The 25,577-nt window shown below is 50.4% G+C and carries 22 protein-coding genes; 20 read left to right on the top strand and 2 right to left on the bottom strand.

Translation table 11 applies throughout. The features are described from left to right. Positions 1–175: 175 nt before the first annotated feature. A complete protein-coding gene (gene kup / locus OH663_RS08240) occupies positions 176–2,044 on the bottom strand; it encodes a low affinity potassium transporter Kup (protein ID WP_048223237.1) in 1,869 nt (622 codons plus the stop codon). Positions 2,045–2,385: 341 nt separating this feature from the next. On the opposite strand from kup, the gene ravA reads away from it, so the two are divergent. Continuing rightward, the gene (ravA, locus tag OH663_RS08235) at positions 2,386–3,882 is read left to right on the top strand and encodes an ATPase RavA (RefSeq protein WP_048223234.1); all 1,497 of its coding nucleotides are present in this window, start codon (positions 2,386–2,388) and stop codon (positions 3,880–3,882) included. Continuing rightward, positions 3,876–5,327, top strand: coding sequence for an ATPase RavA stimulator ViaA (viaA, locus tag OH663_RS08230; RefSeq protein WP_045449017.1), 1,452 nt, complete (start codon positions 3,876–3,878; stop codon positions 5,325–5,327). The genes ravA and viaA overlap by 7 nt, the downstream gene beginning before the upstream one ends. 3 nt (positions 5,328–5,330) lie before the next feature. On the opposite strand, the gene asnA is transcribed toward viaA, so the two are convergent. Further along, positions 5,331–6,323, bottom strand: coding sequence for an aspartate--ammonia ligase (gene asnA, locus OH663_RS08225; RefSeq protein WP_045449015.1), 993 nt, complete (start codon positions 6,321–6,323; stop codon positions 5,331–5,333). A 151-nt stretch (positions 6,324–6,474) separates the two neighbouring features. Here asnA and asnC point away from each other — a divergent pair, with 151 nt between their 5' ends. The 18 genes from asnC (at position 6,475) to pstA (ending at position 25,556) form a co-directional block, all read left to right on the top strand. Beyond that, complete coding sequence (gene asnC, locus OH663_RS08220; RefSeq protein ID WP_045449013.1) at positions 6,475–6,933, top strand: transcriptional regulator AsnC; 459 nt, start codon at positions 6,475–6,477, stop codon at positions 6,931–6,933. 88 nt (positions 6,934–7,021) lie between these two features. Then, the gene (gene mioC, locus OH663_RS08215; protein ID WP_045449011.1) at positions 7,022–7,471 is read left to right on the top strand and encodes an FMN-binding protein MioC; all 450 of its coding nucleotides are present in this window, start codon (positions 7,022–7,024) and stop codon (positions 7,469–7,471) included. A gap of 372 nt (positions 7,472–7,843) precedes the next feature. Further along, on the top strand, positions 7,844–9,733 hold the full coding sequence (mnmG, locus tag OH663_RS08210; protein WP_045449009.1) for a tRNA uridine-5-carboxymethylaminomethyl(34) synthesis enzyme MnmG: 1,890 nt from the start codon (positions 7,844–7,846) through the stop codon (positions 9,731–9,733). Positions 9,734–9,832: 99 nt separating this feature from the next. After that, positions 9,833–10,456, top strand: coding sequence for a 16S rRNA (guanine(527)-N(7))-methyltransferase RsmG (gene rsmG / locus OH663_RS08205; protein WP_045449007.1), 624 nt, complete (start codon positions 9,833–9,835; stop codon positions 10,454–10,456). A gap of 615 nt (positions 10,457–11,071) precedes the next feature. After that, complete coding sequence (atpI, locus tag OH663_RS08200) at positions 11,072–11,452, top strand: F0F1 ATP synthase subunit I (RefSeq protein ID WP_045449005.1); 381 nt, start codon at positions 11,072–11,074, stop codon at positions 11,450–11,452. A gap of 7 nt (positions 11,453–11,459) precedes the next feature. Then, complete coding sequence (atpB, locus tag OH663_RS08195) at positions 11,460–12,275, top strand: F0F1 ATP synthase subunit A (protein ID WP_045449004.1); 816 nt, start codon at positions 11,460–11,462, stop codon at positions 12,273–12,275. 46 nt (positions 12,276–12,321) lie between these two features. Next, positions 12,322–12,561, top strand: a complete 240-nt coding sequence (atpE, locus tag OH663_RS08190) for a F0F1 ATP synthase subunit C (RefSeq protein ID WP_000429386.1) — start codon at positions 12,322–12,324, stop codon at positions 12,559–12,561. A gap of 59 nt (positions 12,562–12,620) precedes the next feature. Continuing rightward, positions 12,621–13,091, top strand: a complete 471-nt coding sequence (atpF, locus tag OH663_RS08185; protein WP_003023796.1) for a F0F1 ATP synthase subunit B — start codon at positions 12,621–12,623, stop codon at positions 13,089–13,091. Between the two features lie 14 nt (positions 13,092–13,105). Beyond that, entirely contained in the window at positions 13,106–13,639 is a 534-nt protein-coding gene (gene atpH / locus OH663_RS08180; RefSeq protein ID WP_045449001.1) for a F0F1 ATP synthase subunit delta, read from the top strand. Positions 13,640–13,651: 12 nt separating this feature from the next. Beyond that, positions 13,652–15,193 (top strand): F0F1 ATP synthase subunit alpha, encoded by a 1,542-nt coding sequence (atpA, locus tag OH663_RS08175; RefSeq protein WP_003827026.1) that lies wholly within the window; start codon positions 13,652–13,654, stop codon positions 15,191–15,193. Between the two features lie 50 nt (positions 15,194–15,243). Next, a complete protein-coding gene (gene atpG / locus OH663_RS08170) occupies positions 15,244–16,107 on the top strand; it encodes a F0F1 ATP synthase subunit gamma (protein WP_005121458.1) in 864 nt (287 codons plus the stop codon). Positions 16,108–16,133: 26 nt separating this feature from the next. After that, the gene (atpD, locus tag OH663_RS08165; RefSeq protein WP_045448998.1) at positions 16,134–17,516 is read left to right on the top strand and encodes a F0F1 ATP synthase subunit beta; all 1,383 of its coding nucleotides are present in this window, start codon (positions 16,134–16,136) and stop codon (positions 17,514–17,516) included. Positions 17,517–17,536: 20 nt separating this feature from the next. After that, positions 17,537–17,956 carry a F0F1 ATP synthase subunit epsilon gene (locus OH663_RS08160; protein ID WP_005121460.1) on the top strand — a complete coding sequence of 140 codons (420 nt, stop codon included), beginning with the start codon at positions 17,537–17,539 and terminating at the stop codon, positions 17,954–17,956. A 714-nt stretch (positions 17,957–18,670) separates the two neighbouring features. Continuing rightward, complete coding sequence (gene glmU, locus OH663_RS08155; RefSeq protein ID WP_200011112.1) at positions 18,671–20,041, top strand: bifunctional UDP-N-acetylglucosamine diphosphorylase/glucosamine-1-phosphate N-acetyltransferase GlmU; 1,371 nt, start codon at positions 18,671–18,673, stop codon at positions 20,039–20,041. A 322-nt stretch (positions 20,042–20,363) separates the two neighbouring features. Continuing rightward, positions 20,364–22,193, top strand: a complete 1,830-nt coding sequence (glmS, locus tag OH663_RS08150; protein WP_200011113.1) for a glutamine--fructose-6-phosphate transaminase (isomerizing) — start codon at positions 20,364–20,366, stop codon at positions 22,191–22,193. Positions 22,194–22,520: 327 nt separating this feature from the next. Then, the gene (gene pstS / locus OH663_RS08145; RefSeq protein WP_045449847.1) at positions 22,521–23,561 is read left to right on the top strand and encodes a phosphate ABC transporter substrate-binding protein PstS; all 1,041 of its coding nucleotides are present in this window, start codon (positions 22,521–22,523) and stop codon (positions 23,559–23,561) included. Positions 23,562–23,706: 145 nt separating this feature from the next. Further along, positions 23,707–24,666 carry a phosphate ABC transporter permease PstC gene (gene pstC / locus OH663_RS08140; RefSeq protein WP_045448992.1) on the top strand — a complete coding sequence of 320 codons (960 nt, stop codon included), beginning with the start codon at positions 23,707–23,709 and terminating at the stop codon, positions 24,664–24,666. Beyond that, positions 24,666–25,556 carry a phosphate ABC transporter permease PstA gene (pstA, locus tag OH663_RS08135; RefSeq protein ID WP_045448990.1) on the top strand — a complete coding sequence of 297 codons (891 nt, stop codon included), beginning with the start codon at positions 24,666–24,668 and terminating at the stop codon, positions 25,554–25,556. Before pstC ends, pstA begins: the two co-directional genes overlap by 1 nt. The last annotated feature ends 21 nt before the right edge of the window (positions 25,557–25,577 follow it).

Here is a 25,577-nt window from a genome sequence, read left to right as displayed (position 1 = left end):
AAACGTTTCGCTGAGAATAATTTTAGTCTGAAGGATGCACAGAAAACCACCACGACGTTACGAAAATGTGATCGCCATCGAAACGTTTCGCAAGCCGTATCATTTGACGAAAAGAAAATTGCGATGATGAAAACAAAACCCCCTCTTTCATTATGAAATAGGGGGGTCAGTTGCATTAAATCTCGACCTGAGTACCGAGTTCAATAACCCGGTTCGGCGGGATTTCAAACTGGTCTGGTGCGCGTAGCGCATTGCGTTGCAGCAGAAGATACAACTTACCGCGCAGGCGTAAATACCAAGGCCGTTTACCCACGATTAGCGACTCGTGCGACATGAAGAAAGATGTTTCCATCATCCGACAGCTAAGTCCTTCCAGACCACAGCGATGGAATACTTCTTCTACATTAGGCGTTTCACGCCAGCCATAACTGGCAACCACGCGCCAGAAGGTGGGCGACAGCTGCTCAATTTGCACCCTACGCACATTATGAACATACGGCGCATCTTCCGTTCGTAGCGTCAGCAGGATCACACGCTCATGCAGCACTTTGTTATGTTTTAAGTTATGTAGAAGCGCAAACGGGATAACATTTAGCGCTCGCGACATATACACGGCCGTTCCCGGCACACGTACCGGTGGTGATTTCTCCAGGGAAGCAATCATCGCTTCCAGAGAGTTACCGTGTTCATGCATGCGACGTAACAGACGGAAGCGTTCACTCTTCCAGGTCGTCATAATGGTGAACATCACCAGACCGAGCGAAAGTGGCAGCCAGCCGCCAGAAATCAGTTTATCGAGGTTCGCAGAGAACAGCGGAATATCGATGCACAGGAACGCCACCAGAATCAGGAAAACGAAGTATTTATTCCAGTGCCAGTTTTTACGCGCCACGGTGGTCGACAGAATAGAAGTCAGTACCATCGTTCCCGTTACCGCAATACCGTACGCGGCAGCCAAATTACTGGAATGCTCAAAGCTCACAATGACAATCACCACCGCAAAGTAGAGCATCCAGTTTACAAAAGGAATATAGATCTGACCCGATTCCATTTCGGAGGTATGGATAATGCGCATAGGTGATAAATATCCCAAACGTACGGCCTGACGTGTCAGAGAGAATACGCCGGAAATGACCGCCTGTGAGGCGATAACCGTTGCCAATGCAGCAAGGATCAACAGTGGAATTAACGCCCAGTCAGGCGCCAACAGGAAGAACGGGTTTTTGATCGCTTCAGGATGTTTTAACAGCAACGCTCCCTGACCAAAATAGTTTAGCACCAGCGAAGGCAAAACGACCGAGAACCAGGCCAGACGAATAGGCAACTTACCAAAGTGGCCCATATCGGCATACAGCGCTTCAACACCGGTGATTGACAGAACCACAGCGCCCAATGCGATGAATGACAACGTTTTGAATTCCAGGAAGAAATGCACTGCCCAGTAAGGATTCAGCGCTTGCAGTACTTCCGGGTTCGCAATAATACTGCGCACGCCTAATACGGCCAGAACCAGGAACCAAAGCAGCATAATGGGAGCAAACAGCTTACCCACCATCCCGGTACCGTGTTTTTGAATTAAAAACAGCAGGGTAAGTACGATAATGGATAGCGGGACTATCCAGGTATCAAGCTGTGGGGCTATGATTTCCAGGCCTTCAATCGCCGACATCACCGAAATGGCCGGGGTAATCACCACCTCACCATAGAAGAAGCTGCCACCAATCAACCCCATAATGACCAGCATTGACGTTGTTCGCGCCGACGTATTGCGCCCGGCCAACGACATCAACGTCAGGATCCCACCTTCACCGGCATTATCCGCACGCATGACAAACGTCAGATACTTAATAGAGACAACAAAGATCAGTAGCCAGAAAATCAGCGAGAGAAAACCAAACACGGCATCACGTTCAACACCAAAGCCGAACTGGCCGGACAAACATTCACGAAGTGTATAAAGTGGGCTGGTACCGATATCACCGTAGACAACCCCAATGGCTGCGAGAGTAATCGCAGACAATGATTGCTTATTATCAGTGCTCATAGACTAGTCTTTCGTTTATACACGTCATCCTTCAAACTACTCCGCGTTGGCAGCACTCCCCCGGTAACTTACAAATGTAAGCTCAGAAGGTTCACTCCTTTGCCGCCTTGATGCAGCCTGAATGATTTAGTGTATATATATATGAAATGTGTGCGTAGTCCCTTGGCCCACAAAAAGGCGCACAGTATGCACGATTAATCGCAAAATCGTACCCCTAAATGAGACCAGATTAATCTGGCTCAAAGAAAATTAAACGCACCTTAAGTCTATTATTGCCCTGGTGTGAAACAGCTATACTCGCTGTTCACGCAGTACATTTGGCGAAAGGACGCCACTTCATTATGGCTCACCCACATTTATTAGCGGAAAGAATTTCCCGTCTGAGCAATGCGCTGGAAAAGGGACTTTATGAACGTAGCCACGCCATCCGTCTTTGTCTGCTGGCTGCACTGAGCGGCGAGAGCGTTTTCTTATTAGGCCCTCCAGGGATCGCTAAAAGCTTAATAGCTCGCCGATTGAAGTTTGCTTTTAAAAACGCACGCGCTTTCGAATACCTGATGACGCGCTTCTCTACACCAGAAGAGGTTTTTGGTCCCCTGTCCATTCAGGCCCTGAAGGATGAAGGACGCTATGAGCGCTTAACGGCAGGCTATCTTCCTGAAGCTGAAATCGTCTTTCTGGATGAAATCTGGAAAGCAGGCCCGGCCATTCTTAATACCCTGCTTACCGCCATTAACGAACGCCATTTCCGTAACGGTGCGCACGAAGAAAAAATCCCGATGCGTCTGCTGGTGGCGGCTTCCAACGAACTGCCTGAAGCAGACAGTAGTCTGGAAGCCTTGTACGACCGTATGCTGATTCGCTTGTGGCTGGATAAGGTGCAGGACAAGGCCAACTTCCGCTCAATGCTGTTAAGCCAACAAGATGAAAGCGACAATCCGGTCCCAGCGACGTTACAGGTGACGGATGAAGAGTATTACCAGTGGCAAAAAGACATTGGTGCGATCCAGCTTCCTGATCGTGTATTCGAACTTATTTTTACGCTGCGCCAACAACTGGACGCGATACCAAACGCCCCTTACGTGTCTGACCGTCGCTGGAAGAAAGCGATCCGCTTACTCCAGGCAAGCGCCTTCTTTAGCGGACGCGATGCAGTCGCTCCTATCGATCTCATTCTGTTGAAAGATTGCCTGTGGTACGACGCACAAAGCCTGAATCTGATGCAGCAACAGCTGGAAGTTTTGATGACCGGACACGCCTGGCAACAACAGGCGATGCTGACGCGCCTTGGGGCTATTATGCAGCGTCGAATCCAGCTTCAGCAGCAGCAAAGCGATAAAACTGCCTTCACCGTCATTCGTCAGGGTGGAATGTTCAGCCGTCGTCCTCACTATGATCTTCCCCCAGAAGTCACTGCATCCGTATTGACGTTACTGCTACAAAAACCCTTAAAACTGCACGATATGGAGGTGATCCATATTTCGTTTGAACGTAGCGCCCTGGAACAGTGGCTTACGAAAGGCGGTGAGATCCGTGGAAAACTAAACGGGATCGGGTTTGCACAGACGCTAAATATGGAGGTCGACAGCGCCCAACACCTGGTGGTTCGCGACGTCAGTTTACAAGGCTCCCGTCTGGCGCTGCCTGGGTCATCTGAAGAGAGTATGCCCAGCGAGATAAAACAGCAGCTTGAAGCGCTCGACAACGAGTGGCACCAACAGCATAGCGGGTTTAGCGAACAGCAAAAATGTCTGTTTATCCATAGTGACTGGTTAGGTCGTATTGAGGCCAGCCTGCAGGAAGTTGGAGAGCAGATCCGACAGGCGCAACAATGCTAACCCTTGATACGCTAAATATCATGCTGGCAGTAAGCGAAGAAGGGATGATCGAAGAGATGATCCTCGCTCTGCTGGCCTCTCCACAACTGGCGGTATTTTTTGAAAAATTCCCCCGGTTAAAGAAAGCCATTGCTAACGATCTTCCCCGCTGGCGAGAGGCATTACGCAACCGTCTTAAAGACACTCGCGTACCGCCGGAACTGACAGAAGAGGTGATGTGTTACCAACAAAGTCAACTTCTATCCACCCCGCAGTTTATCGTCCAGTTACCGCAAATATTAACGCTGTTACACCGGCTACATTCCCCCTACGCTGGACAAGCCCAGCAACTGGTCGATAGCAATAGTACGTTTACGCCCGCGCTGCACACGCTTTTTCTACAGCGCTGGCGCTTAAGCCTGGTGATTCAAACCACAACGCTGAATCAGCAACTACTGGAAGAAGAGCGCGAACAACTGCTCAGTGAAGTACAGGAGAGGATGACTCTCAGTGGACAACTGGATCCAGTGCTGGCGGAAAATGACAATGCCGCAGGCCGTTTGTGGGATATGAGCGCAGGTCAAATCAAACGTGGCGATTATCAGCTGATTGTGAAATACGGCGATTTCCTGACACAACAACCCGAACTCCAGCGTCTGGCCGAGCAACTGGGGCGCTCCAGGGAAGCGAAATCTGTACCGCGAAAAGATGCGCCGATGGAAACATTCCGTACCCTGGTGCGGGAACCTGCAACCGTCCCCGAACAGGTTGATGGCATTCAGCAAAGTGACGATATTCTGCGCCTGTTGCCGCCAGAATTAGCCACACTCGGCATCACTGAACTGGAATATGAATTCTACCGTCGGCTGGTGGAAAAACAGCTACTGACCTACCGCCTTCATGGTGAAGCATGGCGCGAGAAAGTGACAGAGCGTCCGGTTGTACATCAGGACTTTGATGAACAGCCACGCGGGCCTTTTATTGTCTGCGTGGATACCTCAGGGTCAATGGGGGGATTTAACGAACAGTGCGCAAAAGCCTTTTGCCTGGCGCTGATGCGCGTTGCCCTCGCCGATAACCGCCGCTGCTTCATTATGCTATTTTCAACTGAAGTCGTGCGCTATGAGCTGTCCGGAGCGCAAGGCATTGAGCAAGCGATCCGTTTTCTAAGCCAGCGTTTTCGCGGCGGTACAGATATTGCCAGCTGTTTTCGCGCCATTATAGAAAGGATGCAGGGGCGAGAATGGTTTGATGCCGATGCGGTAGTTATTTCGGATTTTATCGCTCAGCGCTTGCCTGATGAGGTCGTCAATAAAGTGGGAGAGCTACAGCGGGTACACCAGCACCGTTTTCATGCGGTCGCAATGTCTGCCCATGGCAAACCCGGTATCATGCGCATTTTCGATCATATCTGGCGCTTTGATACCGGGATGCGAAGCCGCCTGCTCAGACGCTGGCAGCGTTAGTACTTACAGCAGAGAGGCAACGCTTTCACGTACCTGTGTCGGCCATACGCCGCACTGTACCTGACCAATGTGCGGCAACTGCAGCAACAGCATAGTCAGGCGTGACTGACCAATACCCCCGCCAATGGTCTGCGGCATTTCGCCACGCAACAGCGCCTGGTGCCACTCCAGACTCAGGCGATCTTCATCACCAGTCAGAGCAAGCTGGTGCTTAAGCGCATCAGCATCCACGCGGATCCCCATAGAAGAAAGTTCAAACGCATCTTCCAGCACCGGGTTCCACACCAGGATATCACCGTTCAGACCAGCGTAGCCCAGTTCGGAAGCTGAGCTCCAGTCATCATAGTCCGGCGCACGAACGTCATGGCGATGACCGTCGCTGAGCTTGCCGCCGATCCCCACCAGGAATACAGCGCCCAGCTCTTTAGCAATCGCACGCTCACGACCTTTTGCATCAAGCCCCGGATAACGGGATAACAGCTCCTGGCTGTGAACAAAGTGGATCTGCTCTGGCAGGAACGGTGCCAGACCAAATTCTTTGCTCACCGCAGCTTCAGTTGCCTTAATTCCCGCCCAAATAGCCTCTACCGTGCTTTTCAGGGTGGAGAATTGACGCTCACCGTCGCCCATTACGCGTTCCCAGTCCCACTGATCGACGTAAACAGAGTGGAGCGGAGAGAGGCGATCTTCATCGGGGCGCAGGGCTTTCATGTGCGTGTACAGCCCTTCGCCCGCGCTGAAGTCGTGTTGTCCCAGTGTTTGACGTTTCCACTTCGCCAGTGAATGAACCACTTCGAACTGGGCGTCAGGCAATGCTTTTACTTTTACCTGCACCGCTTTTTCACAGCCCGACAAGTTATCCTGCGTGCCATCTCCTACACGACTGAGGATCGGGGCCTGTACTTCGATCAGACCTAAACGCTCCTCCAGCTGACGAGAAAAATGAGATTTCACGAAGCTAATTTGACGTTGTTTGGCAATGTAAGCGGTTTTCATTATTTTTACTCCTGTGTCCTGTTGCCTATGATTAAGCAACAGAATGAGGGCAATATTCAATAATCAACAAACAAAAAGCCATGTTCGATTTTGATTCGTTAAAAATAACCGCTAAAATAGATGGAATCATTAATCTACATAAGAAAAACCTATGGAAAATTATCAGATCGACAATCTGGACCGCGGCATTCTTGACGCCCTGATGGAAAACGCCCGCACCGCATACGCAGAACTGGCCAAACAATTTGGCGTCAGCCCCGGAACGATCCATGTGCGCGTAGAGAAGATGAAGCAAGCCGGGATAATTACCGGCGCGCGTATTGATGTCAGTCCCAAGCAGTTGGGTTATGACGTCGGCTGCTTTATCGGCATCATCCTGAAAAGTGCGAAAGACTACCCGTCTGCGCTGGCCAGACTGGAAAGTCTCGATGAAGTGACGGAGGCGTATTACACCACCGGCCACTACAGTATCTTTATTAAGGTAATGTGCCGCTCCATTGACGCCTTACAGCAGGTACTTATCAACAAGATCCAAACAATTGACGAAATTCAGTCCACTGAAACCTTGATCGTCCTGCAGAACCCGATTATGCGTACAATCCGCCCATGATCGTTTTTTTTAATTCCCTGCTTTTCCACAGGTAGATCCCAGCTCACTCACAGCGTACAATAGCCCCTCTTTATCAGGATGGGCTCATATGGCGGACATTACTCTTATCAGCGGTAGTACCCTTGGTGGTGCCGAATACGTTGCGGAACATCTGGCTGAAAAGCTGGAAGATGCAGGTTTTTCAACCGAAACACTGCACGGACCGCAAGTAGAGGAGCTCCCTACCTCTGGTATTTGGTTGGTGATCAGCTCAACACACGGAGCTGGAGACATCCCGGATAACCTGCTTCCTTTCTATAAAGATCTTCAGTCTCAGAAAACAGACCTTTCTCAGGTTCGTTTCGGTGCAATTGGTATTGGCAGCCGCGAATATGACACCTTCTGTGGCGCGATCGACAAATTACAGGCTGAACTGACATCGTCTGGTGCAAAACAGATCGGCGAAACACTCAGGATCAATGTCCTTGAACACGATATTCCGGAGGATCCAGCGGAAGTTTGGCTGGGATCCTGGATTAATTTACTCAAAAATGTGTAAAGATCGTGCGATCGAGTGTGGATAACTCTGGTAGTAAGCTTGGATTAACCAGTAGTTATCCAAAGAACAACCGTTGTTCAGTTTTTGAGTTGTGTATAACCCTTCATTCTGATCCCAGCTTATACGGACCAGGATCACCGATCATTCACAGCTAATGATCCTCAACAACCTGTTGATCTTATTCAAAGGATCGCCCTTATCCACAGAAAGTCGCGATCCTAATAAGAGATCACAATAAAACAGATCTCTAAATAAAAAGATCTTCTTTTTAATACCCAGGATCCCAGGTCTTTCTCCATCGACTAAAGTTGAGTAGAATCCACGGCCCGGGCTTCAATCCATTTTCACACCGCGTTATGCGAGGCAATTACCATGTTTTATCAGGATCCTTTTGACGTCATCATCATTGGCGGGGGTCATGCAGGCACCGAGGCCGCAATGGCAGCGGCGCGGATGGGTCAGCAGACTCTGCTTTTGACACACAATATCGACACGCTGGGGCAGATGAGCTGCAACCCGGCCATTGGCGGCATTGGGAAGGGACACCTGGTAAAAGAAGTGGATGCGCTTGGTGGGCTGATGGCCAAAGCGATCGACCATGCCGGTATTCAGTTTAGGATACTAAACGCGAGCAAAGGACCTGCCGTCCGAGCGACCCGTGCTCAGGCGGATCGTGTGCTCTATCGGCAGGCTGTACGCACTGCGCTGGAGAATCAGCCAAACCTGATGATCTTCCAGCAGGCGGTTGAAGATCTGATTGTTGAAAACGATCGTGTTGTTGGTGCCGTTACTCAAATGGGTTTGAAGTTCCGTGCCAAAGCGGTGGTTCTGACCGTGGGTACCTTCCTCGATGGTAAAATACATATCGGTCTGGACAACTACAGCGGTGGCCGTGCTGGCGATCCGCCGTCTATTCCATTGTCACGTCGCTTGCGTGAACTCCCGCTGCGCGTGAGCCGCCTCAAAACCGGAACACCACCGCGCATTGATGCCCGTACTATCGATTTCAGCGTACTGGCGCAGCAGCACGGCGATAACCCAATGCCAGTTTTCTCGTTTATGGGTAGCGCCTCGCAGCATCCCAATCAGGTACCTTGCTACATCACGCATACCAACGAGAAAACCCATGACGTGATCCGAAATAACCTCGATCGTAGTCCAATGTATGCTGGTGTGATCGAAGGCATTGGTCCACGTTACTGCCCATCGATCGAAGACAAAGTAATGCGTTTTGCCGATCGTAACCAACATCAGATCTTCCTCGAACCAGAAGGACTGACTTCCAACGAAATTTACCCGAACGGCATCTCCACCAGCCTGCCATTCGATGTACAGATGCAGATTGTTCGCTCTATGCAGGGGATGGAAAACGCGAGAATCGTTCGCCCCGGCTATGCTATTGAGTATGACTTCTTCGACCCACGCGATCTGAAACCCACTCTGGAAAGCAAATTTATCCAGGGATTGTTCTTTGCCGGACAAATCAACGGCACGACAGGTTATGAAGAAGCCGCGGCACAGGGTCTGCTTGCTGGCCTGAACGCTGCCCGTCTGTCAGCTAACAAAGAAGGCTGGGCTCCTGCACGTTCTCAGGCATACCTTGGCGTATTAGTCGATGATCTTTGTACACTGGGTACCAAAGAACCGTACCGTATGTTTACCTCACGTGCGGAATATCGTTTGATGTTGCGTGAAGATAACGCCGATCTCCGTCTGACAGAAATGGGCCGCGAGCTGGGTCTGGTGGATGACGAACGCTGGGCGCGTTTCAATGAAAAACTGGAGCGCATCGAACAAGAACGTCAACGTCTTAAATCGACCTGGGTGAACCCGTTAGCTGAGTCTGCCGCTGAAGTGAACGCTCACCTTGCGACTCCTCTGTCACGTGAAGCCAGTGGTGAAGATCTTCTGCGTCGCCCGGATATGACCTACGCACAGCTGACATCTTTGTCTGCGTTCGCCCCGGGTCTTGACGATGCACAGGCCGCAGAACAGGTTGAGATTCAGGTTAAATACGAAGGGTATATTGCCCGTCAGCAGGATGAAATAGACCGGCAGCAACGTAATGAAAACACTTTGTTGCCTGCGACTCTGGACTATCGCCAGGTTTCCGGTTTATCGAATGAAGTTATTGCCAAGCTTAATGATCACAAACCTGTGTCGATTGGTCAGGCATCACGTATTTCTGGTGTGACACCTGCGGCCATCTCCATTCTGCTGGTATGGCTGAAAAAACAAGGTATGCTGCGCCGCAGCGCGTAAAGCCAATTTTGGCGGGTGCGTTTTGTTTACCCGCCCTACCGATTCGTTAGCCTGGTAAGCAAAACACCACCGGGCAAATTTTATAGACAGGTAACTGCCGTGCTCAACAAACTCTCTCGTCTGCTGGCTGATGCTGGTATTTCGCTTACCGATCACCAGAAAAATCAGTTGATTGCGTATGTCGATATGCTGCACAAATGGAACAAAGCGTACAATCTGACATCGGTGCGGGATCCCAATGAAATGCTGGTGCGCCATATTCTGGACAGCATCGTAGTCGCACCTCATTTGCAGGGGGAGCGCTTTATTGACGTTGGTACTGGCCCTGGTCTGCCGGGCATTCCGCTCTCCATAGTTCGTCCTGACGCCCATTTTACGCTGCTGGATAGCCTGGGGAAACGTGTTCGCTTCCTGCGCCAGGTGCAACATGAGCTTGCGCTTACTAACATCACCCCTGTACAGAGCCGGGTTGAAGAGTTTCCTTCTGAACCTCCATTTGATGGGGTGATAAGCCGTGCTTTTGCGTCGCTTAACGACATGGTGAGTTGGTGTCATCATTTACCCGGTCAAAACGGGCGTTTTTACGCGTTAAAGGGACAGTTGCCTGAAGATGAGATAGCCTCTCTACCTGCTGAATTTAGCGTCGAGTCTGTTGAAAAATTACGGGTTCCACAGCTGGACGGTGAACGCCATCTGGTGGTTATTAAGCCAAACAAAATTTAATATTTGTCAAAAAAAATAGAAAAAAAGCGGTGCTTCAGGTGTTAAAAATTGGAGGGTGTAGTGGGGTTAAATGTTGTTACATTTCACCTGTGCCTTACTGTTTTGCATCATAACTATAACGTACCGTTTTTTGTTAAATGCGAAACAAGTCAACTGTGAAAATATCAGTCTGCTAAAAATAGAACGTAAGAATTACCGTTTTGTGTTAATTTTTTATTATAAATGTCAATGAGTGGTTTTTTTGTTGTTAGGCGCTATTTCTAAAACAGTGACGATTTTTACGCTTAAATATCAAAAAGATGAAAAGGCATCATTTGCCACGTAAATAAATTATGCGAAGGTGAATATGTTCGATATGTGATCTGGTGCACGCTTTATCGCCAGTGTTTACGCGGTATTTGCAGTTTTGCATGATCGTTCACAGTTTGCCGAAAAGTAATAAATGAGGCCCAGAGAAAAATATTTAAACATTTATTCACTTTTTAGCTACTTATTGTTTGAAATCACGAAGGCGCACCGTATAATTTGACCGCTTTTTGATGCTTGACTCTAAGCCATAAAGAACGTTTTATACGACACGCGGCATACCTCGAAGGGAGCAGGAGTAAAAACGTGATGTCTATGTCGCTCTTGAGTCGAAACGTTGCTCGTAAGCTTTTGCTCACACAGCTTCTGGCGGTAATAGCAAGTGGATTGCTGTTTAGCCTCAAAGACCCTTTCTGGGGCATCTCCGCATTATGCGGGGGTTTGGCAGTGTTACTGCCGAATATGTTGTTTATGATATTTGCCTGGCGTCACCAGGCGCATACACCAGCAAAGGGCCGAGTTGCCTGGTCGTTCGCCTTCGGCGAAGCCTTCAAGGTGTTAGCGATGCTGGTTTTGCTGGTGGTGGCGTTGGCGGTTTTGAAGGCGGTATTCTTACCGCTGATCGTTACGTGGGTTTTGGTGCTGGTGGTTCAGATACTGGCGCCGGCTGTAATTAACAACAAAGGGTAAAGGCATCATGGCTTCAGAAAATATGACGCCGCAGGATTACATAGGACACCATCTGAACAACCTTCAGTTGGACCTGCGTACATTCTCGCTGGTGGATCCGCACAACCCCCCAGCCACCTTCTGGACGCTCAATATTGACTCCATGTTTTTCTCGGTGGTTCTGGGTCTGTTGTTCCTGCTTATGTTCCGTAGCGTTGCCAAAAAGGCGACCAGCGGCGTACCAGGTAAATTTCAGACCGCGATTGAGCTGGTAATCGGCTTTGTAAATGGTAGCGTGAAAGACATGTACCATGGCAAAAGCAAGCTGATTGCTCCGCTGGCCCTGACGATTTTCGTCTGGGTATTCCTGATGAACATGATGGACTTACTGCCTATCGACCTGCTGCCGTACATCGGTGAGCATATCTTTGGTCTGCCAGCTCTGCGTGTGGTTCCGTCTGCTGACGTGAACATCACCCTGTCTATGGCGCTGGGCGTATTTATCCTCATTCTGTTCTACAGCATCAAAATGAAAGGCATCGGTGGCTTCACGAAAGAGTTGACGCTGCAGCCGTTCAATCACTGGGCGTTCATTCCTGTCAACTTAATCCTTGAAGGGGTAAGCCTGCTGTCCAAACCAGTTTCTCTTGGTCTGCGACTGTTCGGCAACATGTACGCTGGTGAGCTGATTTTCATTCTGATTGCTGGTCTGTTGCCGTGGTGGTCACAGTGGATCCTGAATGTGCCATGGGCCATTTTCCACATACTGATTATCACGCTGCAAGCCTTCATCTTCATGGTTCTGACGATTGTCTATCTGTCGATGGCGTCTGAAGAGCATTAATTTACCAACACTACTACGTTTTAACTGAAACAAACTGGAGACTGTCATGGAAAACCTGAATATGGATCTGCTGTACATGGCTGCCGCTGTGATGATGGGTCTGGCGGCAATCGGTGCTGCGATCGGTATCGGCATCCTCGGGGGTAAATTCCTGGAAGGCGCAGCGCGTCAACCTGATCTGATTCCTCTGCTGCGTACTCAGTTCTTTATCGTTATGGGTCTGGTGGATGCTATCCCGATGATCGCTGTAGGTCTGGGTCTGTACGTGATGTTCGCTGTCGCGTAGTAAGCGTTGCTTGAATTAAAAGCAATATCAGAACGTTAACTAGATAGAGGCATTGTGCTGTGAATCTTAACGCAACAATCCTCGGCCAGGCCATCGCGTTTGTCCTGTTCGTTCTGTTCTGCATGAAGTACGTATGGCCGCCGTTAATGGCTGCCATCGAAAAACGTCAAAAAGAAATTGCTGACGGTCTTGCTTCTGCGGAACGAGCACATAAGGATCTTGACCTTGCAAAGGCCAGCGCGACCGACCAGCTGAAAAAGGCTAAAGCGGAAGCTCAGGTAATCATCGAGCAGGCGAACAAACGTCGCGCTCAGATCCTGGACGAAGCCAAAACTGAAGCAGAGCAGGAACGTACTAAAATCGTGGCACAAGCGCAGGCGGAAATTGAAGCCGAGCGTAAACGTGCTCGCGAAGAGCTGCGTAAGCAAGTTGCTATCCTGGCTGTTGCTGGCGCCGAGAAGATCATCGAACGTTCCGTGGATGAAGCTGCTAACAGCGACATCGTGGACAAACTTGTCGCTGAACTGTAAGGAGGGAGGGGCTGATGTCTGAATTTATTACGGTAGCTCGCCCCTACGCCAAAGCAGCTTTTGACTTTGCCGTTGAGCACCAAAGCGTTGACCGTTGGCAAGATATGCTGATGTTTGCCGCTGAGGTGACGAAAAACGAACAAATGGCAGAGCTTCTCTCTGGCGCGCTGGCGCCGGAAACGCTCGCTGAGTCGTTTATCGCAGTCTGCGGTGAGCAGCTGGACGAAAACGGCCAAAACCTGATTAAGGTGATGGCTGAAAATAACCGTCTGAATGCGCTCCCGGATGTTCTTGAGCAGTTTATTCACCTGCGTGCAGCCAGTGAGGCGATCTCTGAGGTAGAAGTTACTTCTGCCAATGCACTGAGTGATGAACAGCTTACGAAGATTAGTGCAGCGATGGAAAAACGTCTGTCACGCAAAGTTAAGCTGAATTGCAAAATCGATAAGTCTGTAATGGCAGGCGTAATCATCCGTGCGGGTGATATGGTCATTGATGGCAGCGTACGCGGCCGTCTTGAACGCCTTGCAGACGTCTTGCAGTCTTAAGGGGACTGGAGCATGCAACTGAATTCCACCGAAATCAGCGAACTGATCAAGCAGCGCATTGCTCAGTTCAGTGTTGTGAGCGAAGCTCACAACGAAGGTACTATTGTTTCTGTAAGTGACGGTGTTATCCGCATCCACGGCCTTGCCGACTGTATGCAGGGTGAGATGATTTCCCTGCCGGGTAACCGTTACGCAATCGCACTGAACCTGGAGCGCGACTCCGTAGGTGCAGTTGTGATGGGTCCATACGCTGACCTCGCCGAAGGCATGAAGGTTAAGTGTACGGGTCGTATTCTGGAAGTTCCGGTTGGCCGTGGCCTGCTGGGTCGTGTGGTGAACACTCTGGGTTCCCCAATCGACGGTAAAGGTCCGGTTGATAACGATGGCTTCTCGCCAATCGAAGTTATCGCTCCGGGCGTAATCGAACGTCAGTCCGTCGATCAGCCGGTACAGACCGGTTATAAATCCGTTGATGCTATGATCCCAATCGGTCGTGGTCAGCGTGAATTGATCATCGGTGACCGTCAGACCGGTAAAACCGCGATGGCAATCGATGCGATCATCAACCAGCGCGATTCCGGCATCAAATGTGTGTACGTGGCTATTGGCCAGAAAGCGTCCACTATTTCTAACGTGGTTCGTAAACTGGAAGAACACGGCGCACTGTCCAACACCATCGTTGTTGTGGCAACCGCGTCTGAATCCGCTGCACTGCAATATCTGGCGCCATATGCCGGTTGCGCAATGGGCGAATACTTCCGTGACCGCGGCGAAGATGCACTGATCGTTTATGATGACCTGTCCAAACAGGCCGTTGCTTACCGTCAGGTTTCCCTGCTGCTCCGTCGTCCGCCAGGACGTGAAGCATTCCCGGGCGACGTATTTTACCTCCACTCCCGTCTGCTGGAACGCGCATCCCGCGTTAACGCGGAATACGTTGAGAAGTTCACCAATGGTGAAGTTAAAGGTAAAACCGGCTCCCTGACCGCTCTGCCGATTATCGAAACCCAGGCGGGTGACGTTTCTGCGTTCGTTCCGACCAACGTAATTTCCATTACCGATGGTCAGATCTTCCTGGAAACCAACCTGTTTAACTCCGGTATTCGTCCGGCAGTTAACCCGGGTATCTCCGTATCTCGTGTAGGTGGCGCAGCGCAGACCAAGATCATTAAGAAACTGTCCGGTGGTATTCGTACCGCACTGGCACAGTATCGTGAACTGGCAGCGTTTTCTCAGTTCGCTTCCGACCTGGATGAAGCTACGCGTAAGCAGCTGAGCCACGGTCAGAAAGTAACTGAACTGCTGAAGCAGAAACAGTATGCCCCAATGTCTGTAGCACAGCAGGGTGTGGTGCTGTTTGCGGCTGAACGCGGTTACCTCGAAGATGTGGAACTGGCGAAAATCGGTAGTTTCGAAGCTGCTCTGCTGGCTTACGTCGACCGTGACCACGCTCCGCTGATGCAAGAGATTAACCAGTCCGGTGGCTATAACGATGAAATCGAAGGCAAGCTGAAAGCTATCCTCGATTCCTTCAAAGCAACCCAGTCCTGGTAACGTCTGGCGGTCTGTCCTAGGACGGACCGCAAGGCATTGAGGAGAAGCTCATGGCCGGCGCAAAAGAGATACGTAGTAAGATCGCAAGCGTCCAGAACACGCAGAAGATCACTAAAGCGATGGAGATGGTCGCCGCTTCCAAAATGCGTAAATCGCAGGATCGCATGGCGGCCAGCCGTCCTTATGCAGAGACCATGCGCAAAGTGATTGGTCACCTTGCGAATGGTAATCTGGAATATAAGCACCCTTACCTGGAAGAACGCGACGTTAAACGCGTGGGCTACCTGGTGGTGTCGACCGATCGTGGTCTGTGTGGCGGCTTGAACATTAACCTGTTCAAAAAACTGCTGGCAGATATGAAAACATGGTCCGATAAAGGCGTTCAGTGCGACATCGCAATGATCGGCTCTAAGGGCGTGTCTTTCTTTAACTCCGTTGGCGGTAACGTGGTTGCTCAGGTAACCGGTATGGGGGATAACCCTTCCCTGTCCGAACTGATCGGTCCGGTTAAAGTGATGCTGCAGGCCTACGATGAAGGCCGTCTGGACAGACTGTACGTTGTCAGCAACAAATTTATTAACACCATGTCTCAGGTGCCAACTCTTACCCAACTGTTGCCGTTACCGGCATCAGAAGATGAAGAGTTAAAACAAAAAGCCTGGGATTACCTGTATGAACCAGACCCGAAACCGCTGCTGGATACTCTGCTGCGTCGTTACGTTGAATCTCAGGTTTATCAGGGTGTGGTAGAAAACCTGGCCAGCGAGCAGGCCGCACGTATGGTGGCGATGAAAGCCGCGACCGACAATGGCGGCAGCCTGATTAAAGAGCTGCAGTTGGTATACAACAAAGCTCGTCAGGCCAGCATTACTCAGGAACTCACCGAAATCGTCGGTGGTGCATCCGCGGTATAACCAGGTTAATTCGTAGAGGATTCAAGATGGCTACTGGAAAAATTGTCCAGGTAATCGGCGCCGTGGTTGACGTCGAATTCCCTCAGGATGCCGTACCGCGCGTGTACGATGCTCTTGAGGTTATGAATGGTAATGAGAGCCTGGTGCTGGAAGTTCAGCAGCAGCTCGGCGGCGGTATCGTGCGTACCATCGCCATGGGTTCTTCCGACGGTCTGCGTCGTGGTCTGGAAGTTAAAGACCTCGAACACCCGATCGAAGTCCCGGTAGGTAAAGCAACCCTGGGTCGTATCATGAACGTTCTGGGTCACCCGATCGACATGAAAGGCGATATCGGTGAAGAAGAGCGTTGGGCTATCCACCGCGCAGCACCGTCCTATGAAGAGCTGTCCAGCTCTCAGGAACTGCTGGAAACCGGTATCAAAGTTATCGACCTGATGTGTCCGTTCGCGAAGGGCGGTAAAGTTGGTCTGTTCGGTGGTGCGGGTGTAGGTAAAACCGTAAACATGATGGAGCTGATCCGTAACATCGCGATCGAACACTCCGGTTACTCCGTGTTTGCAGGTGTTGGTGAGCGTACTCGTGAGGGTAACGACTTCTACCACGAAATGACCGACTCTAACGTTCTGGATAAAGTATCCCTGGTTTATGGCCAGATGAACGAGCCGCCGGGAAACCGTCTGCGCGTTGCTCTGACCGGTCTGACTATGGCTGAGAAGTTCCGTGACGAAGGTCGTGACGTTCTGTTGTTCGTTGATAACATCTATCGTTACACCCTGGCCGGTACGGAAGTATCTGCTCTGCTGGGTCGTATGCCTTCAGCGGTAGGCTACCAGCCGACCCTGGCGGAAGAGATGGGTGTTCTTCAGGAACGTATCACCTCTACTAAAACCGGTTCTATCACCTCCGTTCAGGCGGTATACGTACCTGCGGATGACTTGACTGACCCATCCCCAGCAACCACCTTTGCTCACTTGGATGCAACCGTGGTACTGAGCCGTCAGATCGCATCTCTGGGTATCTACCCGGCAGTTGACCCGCTGGATTCCACCAGCCGTCAGTTGGATCCGCTGGTTGTTGGTCAGGAACACTACGACACTGCGCGTGGCGTACAGTCCCTGCTGCAGCGTTATCAGGAACTGAAAGACATCATCGCCATCCTGGGTATGGATGAATTGTCTGAAGAAGATAAACTGGTGGTAGCACGTGCGCGTAAGATCCAGCGCTTCCTGTCCCAGCCGTTCTTCGTCGCGGAAGTATTTACCGGTTCCCCTGGTAAATATGTTTCCCTGAAAGACACCATCCGTGGCTTTAAAGGCATCATGGAAGGCGAATACGATCACCTGCCAGAGCAGGCGTTCTACATGGTTGGTTCTATCGACGAAGCCGTGGAAAAAGCCAAAAAACTTTAACGCCTTAATCGGAGGGTGATATGGCAATGACTTACCACCTGGACGTCGTCAGCGCAGAGCAACAAATGTTCTCTGGTCTGGTCGAAAAAATCCAGGTAACGGGTAGTGAAGGTGAACTGGGTATTTTCCCAGGGCATGCCCCGCTGCTCACCGCCATTAAGCCTGGTATGATCCGCATCGTTAAACAGTTCGGTCATGAAGAGTTTATCTACCTGTCCGGCGGCATTCTTGAAGTGCAGCCTGGCAATGTGACCGTACTGGCTGATACCGCGATTCGCGGGCAGGATCTCGATGAAGCGAGAGCCCTGGAAGCGAAACGTAAGGCTGAAGAGCACATTAAGAGCTCTCACGGTGACGTGGATTACGCTCAGGCATCTGCGGAACTGGCCAAAGCGATCGCGAAATTGCGCGTTATCGAGTTGACCAAAAAAGCGATGTAACACCGGCTTGAAAACACAAAAACCAGTCTGATTTCAGGCTGGTTTTTTTATGCCTGTGGTTTAAGTTATATAAGCTGAAAAGCTATTTTAATATTTATGTGATCTGTATCACGTAAATATTGATCGATTAAAAAATGAAGCGTAGACTTGTTTTTGTGATGAGTGTCACATAATTAACTCAGATAAAAACAGGATACCAACATGAAATTGATCAACAAAATCATCGCCCTTTTCAGCAACATGAACGTTTCTTTCGGCATGTTCAATCTGTAATACCCTGCCTGCAATGTGGCGCTGTGCTTAATGTGGTTTGTAAGCAAGCGCCGTCAGTCGTCTCACTCCCTGTTCTCGTACTTTTCCCCTTAAATACAGCAAGTTGTCTTATCTATTTTTGTCTGCATAGTCTGAAATCATGACTCGCAGGTATTTTGCTGCTGCCGGCTGAATTTGAGCGATAAAATCGCGTGCTATGTACTAAATTCTTTATTCATTAGGCAAAAAAATAGCAAAAACATTAACCTAAGGCTTTAATAGGTACAGACTCCTGGTTTCGGGGAGACAAAAGACGCCGATATAGATGAAAATAGTTGATTAACAGGTAGGTATTTTCTCCTATTGAACGTTTTATCTTCGGCCCATTTCACGATGAAAAAAATGTAGTAATTTCAATGTGAAACGGTATAAATTCGTTCTCAAATTTAAGTCAGGACGTGTATGTTGAATAGTGCTATGAGCGTCGTGATCCTTGCCGCTGGCAAAGGTACACGCATGTATTCCGATCTCCCTAAAGTGCTGCACACTCTCGCGGGAAAGGCGATGGTCCAGCATGTCATTGATGCTGCTAATGAATTAGGGGCAACTCATGTACACCTGGTCTATGGACACGGTGGTGATTTGCTTAAGCAGACACTGAAAGAAGGCAACCTTAACTGGGTTCTGCAGGCAGAGCAGCTGGGAACCGGCCATGCGATGCAGCAGGCAGCGCCATTCTTTGGTGATGACGAAGACATTTTAATGCTCTATGGCGATGTCCCGCTAATCTCCACTACTACGTTACAACGCTTGCGTGATGCAAAACCGCAGGGTGGCATCGGCCTATTAACGGTAAAACTGGACGACCCAACCGGTTATGGGCGCATTACGCGTGATGACGGTAAAGTCACCGGTATCGTAGAGCATAAAGATGCTACCGACGAGCAGCGTCAGATCCAGGAAATCAACACCGGTATTCTGATTGCCAACGGCGCGGACATGAAGCGCTGGCTGTCAAAATTGACTAACAACAATGCGCAGGGTGAATACTACATCACCGATATCATAGCGCTTGCCTGGCAGGAAGGTCGTGAGATCACTGCCGTTCATCCGGACAGACTCAGTGAAGTGGAAGGCGTGAATAACCGCTTACAACTATCCCGTCTGGAGCGCGTGTACCAGTCTGAACAGGCTGAAAAACTGCTGTTGGCGGGGGTTATGCTGCGCGATCCGGCTCGTTTTGATCTGCGCGGTACGCTTATTCACGGGCGCGATGTTGAAATTGATACTAACGTTATCATTGAAGGTAACGTAACGCTCGGGAACCGCGTGAAGATAGGCGCAGGGTGCATCATCAAAAACAGCGTGATTGGTGATGACTGTGAGCTTAGTCCGTACAGTGTGGTTGAAGATGCACGCCTGGACGCTGCTTGCACTATCGGACCTTTCGCGCGTCTGCGCCCGGGAGCCGAACTGCAGGAAGGCGCGCACGTAGGGAACTTCGTCGAAATGAAAAAAGCGCGTCTGGGTAAAGGCTCTAAAGCCGGTCATTTGACTTATCTGGGCGATGCGGAAATTGGCGATAATGTGAATATCGGTGCGGGTACGATCACCTGTAACTACGATGGTGCCAATAAGTTTAAAACCATTATTGGCGACGATGTTTTTGTTGGTTCAGACACTCAGCTGGTGGCTCCTGTTACCGTGGGTAAGGGCGCGACTATCGCAGCCGGAACTACCGTTACGCGAAATATCGCCGATAATGAACTGGTTTTAAGCCGCGTGCCGCAGGTCCATAAGCAGGGCTGGAAACGTCCGGTGAAAAAAAAATAATTTTAGTTTTGTAGGCCTGATAAGGCGTAGCCATCATCAGGCAGACAGAGGGATGAGGAGGTAAATATATATCTCCCTCCCAATAGCAGTAACTATAAAAATAACCCCACTCTCTACAAGGCTCGGGGAGCCCGGAATACGGGCATTGCCCAAAGTATTTCGCGCCTTAGCAAGGCGGCAAACCTGGGAATCTTCGGGAGCTTACTGAGGTAAGTGACCGGAGTGAACAAGTGCAGCCAACGCAGCAACGGCGTGAAAGACGAAGGGTAAACAGGTTGACCGACAACGACAGGCATAATGCCTAAATTCGGAATCATAAAATATGTGTGGAATTGTTGGCGCTATCGCGCAGCGTGATGTAGCTGAAATCCTTCTCGAAGGTTTACGTCGTCTGGAATATCGTGGCTATGACTCTGCCGGTCTGGCAGTTGTCGATGCTGAAGGCAACATGACCCGTCTGCGTCGTCTGGGTAAAGTACAGATGCTTACCGCTGCTGCGGAAGAGCATCCGTTGCATGGCGGCACTGGTATTGCTCATACCCGTTGGGCGACCCATGGTGAACCTTCAGAAGCGAACGCGCATCCGCATGTTTCTGAACATATTGTGGTGGTGCATAACGGCATCATCGAAAACCATGAACCACTACGCGAAATGCTGAAAGCGCGTGGTTACACCTTTGTTTCTGAAACCGACACCGAAGTGATTGCTCACCTGGTGCATTGGGAGCTGGAACAGGGCGGAACCCTACGTGAAGCTGTACTGCGGACTATACCGCAACTGCGCGGTGCATACGGCACGGTGATCATGGATACCCGTAACCCGGAAGTCCTGCTGGCGGCACGTTCTGGTAGCCCGCTGGTTATTGGCTTGGGGATGGGTGAGAATTTTATCGCTTCCGATCAGCTGGCGTTGCTGCCGGTTACCCGTCGCTTTATCTTCCTTGAAGAAGGCGATATTGCGGAAGTTACCCGCCGTTCGGTCTCTATTTTCGATAAGTCTGGCGAAGAAGTGAAACGTCAGGATATCGAATCCAGTCTGCAATATGATGCTGGCGAAAAAGGTATTTACCGCCACTACATGCAGAAAGAGATTTACGAACAGCCGAACGCGATTAAAAACACCCTTACCGGGCGTATCAGCCATGGTGAAGTGGATTTAAGCGAGCTGGGTCCGAATGCCAACGAGCTGCTGTCTCAGGTGGAGCATATCCAGATTATCGCCTGTGGTACCTCGTACAACTCAGGTATGGTATCCCGCTACTGGTTCGAGTCGCTGGCAGGTATTTCCTGTGATGTGGAAATCGCTTCCGAGTTCCGCTATCGCAAATCAGCTGTGCGTCGTAACAGCCTGATGATCACTCTTTCCCAGTCTGGTGAAACGGCGGATACCCTGGCGGGTCTGCGCTTGTCTAAAGATCTGGGCTATCTGGGATCGCTGGCTATCTGTAACGTACCGGGATCTTCTCTGGTGCGTGAATCAGACCTGGCGATAATGACCAATGCCGGGACTGAAATAGGCGTGGCTTCGACGAAAGCATTTACCACTCAGTTGACAGTTCTGTTGATGCTGGTGGCGAAACTGTCTCGTCTGAAAGGCCTGGATGCGTCAATCGAACAGGAGATCGTTCACGGTCTGCAGGCATTGCCGAGCCGCATTGAACAGATGCTGTCTCAGGACAAACGTATCGCAGCTCTGGCGGAAGATTTCTCTGACAAACATCATGCGCTGTTCCTTGGCCGTGGCGATCAGTATCCGATTGCGCTGGAAGGCGCGCTGAAGTTAAAAGAGATCTCTTATATTCACGCTGAAGCTTATGCCGCTGGCGAACTGAAACACGGCCCGCTGGCGCTGATTGATGCCGATATGCCGGTTATCGTGGTTGCACCGAACAACGAACTGTTGGAAAAACTGAAATCCAACATTGAAGAAGTTCGTGCCCGCGGCGGCCAGTTATACGTCTTCGCCGATCAGGATGCTGGGTTCACTAGCAGCGAAAACATGCACATCATTGAGATGCCGCATGTGGAAGAGGTCATTGCACCGATCTTCTACACTGTTCCGCTGCAGTTGCTGGCTTATCACGTGGCGCTGATTAAAGGCACCGATGTGGATCAGCCGCGTAACCTGGCTAAATCGGTTACTGTAGAGTAAGTCGGTTATAGTGAAAATGCCCCGCTTTTGGCGGGGCATTTTTTATTCGTTGTTCTGTTTTTAATCAACTATCCCGCTTTTTTTATGTGACAAACCGTCATCTTCAGCTACTGTTTTCAGTGTCATAAAAAGAAATTTTTTGCGAAATATTACCGTCACGTTTCATTTCAACTGATTATTTTTATTGGTTTTTTTTATTTGTTTTGTCTGATTTATTTCGTTGTCATAAAACTGTCATATTTCGTACATTTAACTGTCACCTGTTTATCCTATTTTGCTCATCGTAGCCACTTAACAATGATTTACGAAAATCGTGCAGGAGACATTATGAAAGTTATGCGTACCACTGTCGCAACTGTTGTCGCCGCGACCTTATCGATGAGTGCTTTCTCTGTATTCGCAGCAGCAAGCCTGACAGGTGCAGGTGCAACTTTTCCTGCGCCGGTGTATGCCAAATGGGCTGATACCTATCAGAAAGAGACCGGTAGCAAAGTAAACTACCAGGGTATCGGCTCCTCCGGTGGTGTAAAACAAATTACTGCAAATACCGTTGATTTCGGTGCATCTGATGCACCATTGTCTGATGAGAAACTGGCACAGGAAGGTCTTTTCCAGTTCCCAACAGTGATCGGCGGTGTGGTGCTGGCGGTGAATATCCCAGGCCTGAAATCCGGTGAGCTGGTGCTTGACGGTAAAACGCTAGGTGACATCTATCTCGGCAAAATTAAGAAGTGGGATGATGAAGCCATCACCAAACTGAACCCGGGTCTGAAACTGCCTTCTCAGAATATCGCAGTTGTTCGTCGTGCTGATGGTTCCGGTACTTCCTTCGTATTCACCAGCTATCTGGCAAAAGTGAATGAAGAGTGGAAATCTAAAATTGGTTCAGGCTCTACCGTTAACTGGCCAACCGGTCTGGGTGGTAAAGGCAACGACGGTATCGCCGCGTTCGTACAGCGTCTGCCAGGCTCTATCGGCTACGTTGAATATGCTTATGCTAAGCAGAACAACCTGGCCTATACCAAACTGGTTACTGCTGACGGCAAACCGGTAAGTCCGACCGAAGAAAGTTTCGCTAATGCGGCTAAAGGCGCTGACTGGAGCAAAACTTTTGCCCAGGATCTGACTAACCAGAAAGGTGACGAGGCGTGGCCAATCACGTCTACAACCTTCATTCTGGTTCATAAAGAGCAGAAGAAACCTGAGCAAGGCGCTGAGGTGCTGAAATTCTTTGACTGGGCATACAAAAATGGCGGCAAGCAGGCCAATGACCTGGATTACGCCAGCCTGCCGGACAGCGTGGTTGAGCAGATTCGTGCTGCATGGAAGACCAACGTGAAAGACAGCAGTGGTAAAGCGCTGTATTAACAGAATATCTTTGACGAATTGGCGGATGGCGCTACGCTTATCCGCCCTACGGTTCAGACTGTAGGCCCTATGTATAGACCGGATAAGCGTAGCGCCATCCGGTTTGGGCAACTTCGTAAAACGTGTTTAATGGAAAGAGTAATTTATGGCTGCAACCAAGCCTGCTTTTAACCCTCCGGGTAAAAAGGGTGACATGATATTCAGTGCGCTGGTAAAACTGGCTGCGCTGATTGTGCTATTGATGTTGGGTGGCATTATTGTCTCTCTGGTCATCTCCTCCTGGCCAAGCATCCAGAAATTTGGTTTCTCGTTCCTGTGGACCAAAGAATGGGATGCGCCAAACGATATTTACGGTGCGCTGGTACCAATTTACGGTACGTTGGTCACCTCTCTTATTGCACTGCTGATTGCCGTTCCGGTGAGCTTCGGCATTGCGTTGTTTCTGACGGAATTAGCGCCTGGCTGGCTGCGTCGCCCGCTGGGTATCGCTATCGAACTGCTGGCGGCGATCCCGAGTATCGTTTACGGCATGTGGGGCTTGTTTATCTTTGCTCCGCTGTTCGCAACCTACTTCCAGGAGCCAGTCGGTAACATTCTTTCCAATATCCCGTTTGTTGGTGCCCTGTTCTCCGGTCCGGCATTTGGCATTGGTATTCTGGCCGCTGGCGTGATCCTTGCCATCATGATCATCCCGTACATTGCAGCCGTTATGCGCGATGTGTTCGAACAAACGCCGGTGCTGATGAAAGAGTCAGCCTATGGTATCGGTTGCACTACCTGGGAAGTTATCTGGCGTATCGTCCTGCCGTTCACCAAAAATGGTGTGATTGGTGGCGTGATGCTGGGTCTTGGGCGCGCGTTGGGTGAAACCATGGCGGTAACCTTTATTATCGGTAACACCTACCAGCTCGACAGTGCGTCGCTGTACATGCCGGGCAACAGCATTACCTCTGCGCTGGCGAATGAGTTTGCCGAAGCGGAATCTGGCTTGCATGTTGCTGCTCTGATGGAACTGGGGCTGATCCTGTTTGTGATCACCTTCATCGTGCTGGCGGCATCTAAGTTCATGATCATGCGCCTTGCGAAAAACGAGGGGGCACGCTAATGGCTACGCTTGAAATGCAAAACACAGCCGCGCTGGCGGAATCCCGCCGTAAGATGCAGGCGCGTCGCCGTATGAAAAACCGCATCGCGCTGACGCTCTCTATGGCGACGATGGCATTCGGTCTGTTCTGGCTTATCTGGATCCTGATGTCCACGGTTACCCGTGGTATTGATGGCATGTCGCTGGCACTGTTCACCGAAATGACGCCTCCGCCAAATACCGCTGGTGGTGGTCTGGCGAACGCTCTGGCCGGTAGCGGACTGTTGATTCTGTGGGCGACCGTGTTTGGTACACCGCTCGGTATTATGGCGGGCATCTATCTGGCCGAGTACGGGCGTAAGTCCTGGCTGGCTGAGGTGATCCGTTTTATCAACGATATTCTGCTTTCTGCACCATCAATTGTTGTTGGTCTGTTTGTTTACACCATTGTGGTGGCGAAGATGGAGCACTTCTCCGGCTGGGCGGGTGTTATCGCGCTGGCACTGCTGCAGGTGCCTATCGTTATCCGCACCACCGAGAACATGCTCAAACTGGTGCCGGACAGCCTGCGTGAAGCGGCATATGCGCTGGGTACGCCGAAGTGGAAGATGATTTCTGCTATCACCCTGAAAGCGTCTGTCTCCGGCATTATTACAGGCGTTCTGCTGGCGATTGCGCGTATTGCGGGTGAAACCGCCCCGCTGTTGTTTACGTCGCTCTCCAATCAGTTCTGGAGCACCGACATGATGCAACCCATTGCCAACCTGCCGGTAACGATATTTAAGTTTGCGATGAGCCCATTTGCTGAATGGCAGCAACTGGCCTGGGCCGGGGTGTTGATTATTACCCTGTGCGTACTGTTGCTGAATATTCTGGCGCGCGTGATTTTCGCGAAGAAGAAACACGGTTAATTATTTACGGCGCGGCCAACG

This window comes from Citrobacter sp. Marseille-Q5395, from assembly GCF_947057495.1.
GTDB lineage: Bacteria > Pseudomonadota > Gammaproteobacteria > Enterobacterales > Enterobacteriaceae > Citrobacter > Citrobacter murliniae.
The sequence above is the reverse complement of the archived record's forward strand: the minus strand, read 5'-3'. Positions and strand labels throughout refer to the sequence as shown.

What these genes read in the sequence shown, in the direction of transcription:
- asnC (WP_045449013.1), top strand. Translation starts at nt 6,475, where the DNA reads ATGGAAAATTATCAGATCGACAATCTGGACCGCGGCATTCTTGACGCC.
- atpD (WP_045448998.1), top strand. Translation starts at nt 16,134, where the DNA reads ATGGCTACTGGAAAAATTGTCCAGGTAATCGGCGCCGTGGTTGACGTC.
- pstS (WP_045449847.1), top strand. Translation starts at nt 22,521, where the DNA reads ATGAAAGTTATGCGTACCACTGTCGCAACTGTTGTCGCCGCGACCTTA.
- mioC (WP_045449011.1), top strand. Translation starts at nt 7,022, where the DNA reads ATGGCGGACATTACTCTTATCAGCGGTAGTACCCTTGGTGGTGCCGAA.
- glmU (WP_200011112.1), top strand. Translation starts at nt 18,671, where the DNA reads ATGTTGAATAGTGCTATGAGCGTCGTGATCCTTGCCGCTGGCAAAGGT.
- kup (WP_048223237.1), bottom strand. Translation starts at nt 2,044, where the DNA reads ATGAGCACTGATAATAAGCAATCATTGTCTGCGATTACTCTCGCAGCC.
- OH663_RS08160 (WP_005121460.1), top strand. Translation starts at nt 17,537, where the DNA reads ATGGCAATGACTTACCACCTGGACGTCGTCAGCGCAGAGCAACAAATG.
- atpE (WP_000429386.1), top strand. Translation starts at nt 12,322, where the DNA reads ATGGAAAACCTGAATATGGATCTGCTGTACATGGCTGCCGCTGTGATG.
- asnA (WP_045449015.1), bottom strand. Translation starts at nt 6,323, where the DNA reads ATGAAAACCGCTTACATTGCCAAACAACGTCAAATTAGCTTCGTGAAA.
- mnmG (WP_045449009.1), top strand. Translation starts at nt 7,844, where the DNA reads ATGTTTTATCAGGATCCTTTTGACGTCATCATCATTGGCGGGGGTCAT.
- atpB (WP_045449004.1), top strand. Translation starts at nt 11,460, where the DNA reads ATGGCTTCAGAAAATATGACGCCGCAGGATTACATAGGACACCATCTG.
- atpI (WP_045449005.1), top strand. Translation starts at nt 11,072, where the DNA reads ATGTCTATGTCGCTCTTGAGTCGAAACGTTGCTCGTAAGCTTTTGCTC.
- pstA (WP_045448990.1), top strand. Translation starts at nt 24,666, where the DNA reads ATGGCTACGCTTGAAATGCAAAACACAGCCGCGCTGGCGGAATCCCGC.
- atpH (WP_045449001.1), top strand. Translation starts at nt 13,106, where the DNA reads ATGTCTGAATTTATTACGGTAGCTCGCCCCTACGCCAAAGCAGCTTTT.
- atpA (WP_003827026.1), top strand. Translation starts at nt 13,652, where the DNA reads ATGCAACTGAATTCCACCGAAATCAGCGAACTGATCAAGCAGCGCATT.
- glmS (WP_200011113.1), top strand. Translation starts at nt 20,364, where the DNA reads ATGTGTGGAATTGTTGGCGCTATCGCGCAGCGTGATGTAGCTGAAATC.
- ravA (WP_048223234.1), top strand. Translation starts at nt 2,386, where the DNA reads ATGGCTCACCCACATTTATTAGCGGAAAGAATTTCCCGTCTGAGCAAT.
- pstC (WP_045448992.1), top strand. Translation starts at nt 23,707, where the DNA reads ATGGCTGCAACCAAGCCTGCTTTTAACCCTCCGGGTAAAAAGGGTGAC.
- viaA (WP_045449017.1), top strand. Translation starts at nt 3,876, where the DNA reads ATGCTAACCCTTGATACGCTAAATATCATGCTGGCAGTAAGCGAAGAA.
- atpG (WP_005121458.1), top strand. Translation starts at nt 15,244, where the DNA reads ATGGCCGGCGCAAAAGAGATACGTAGTAAGATCGCAAGCGTCCAGAAC.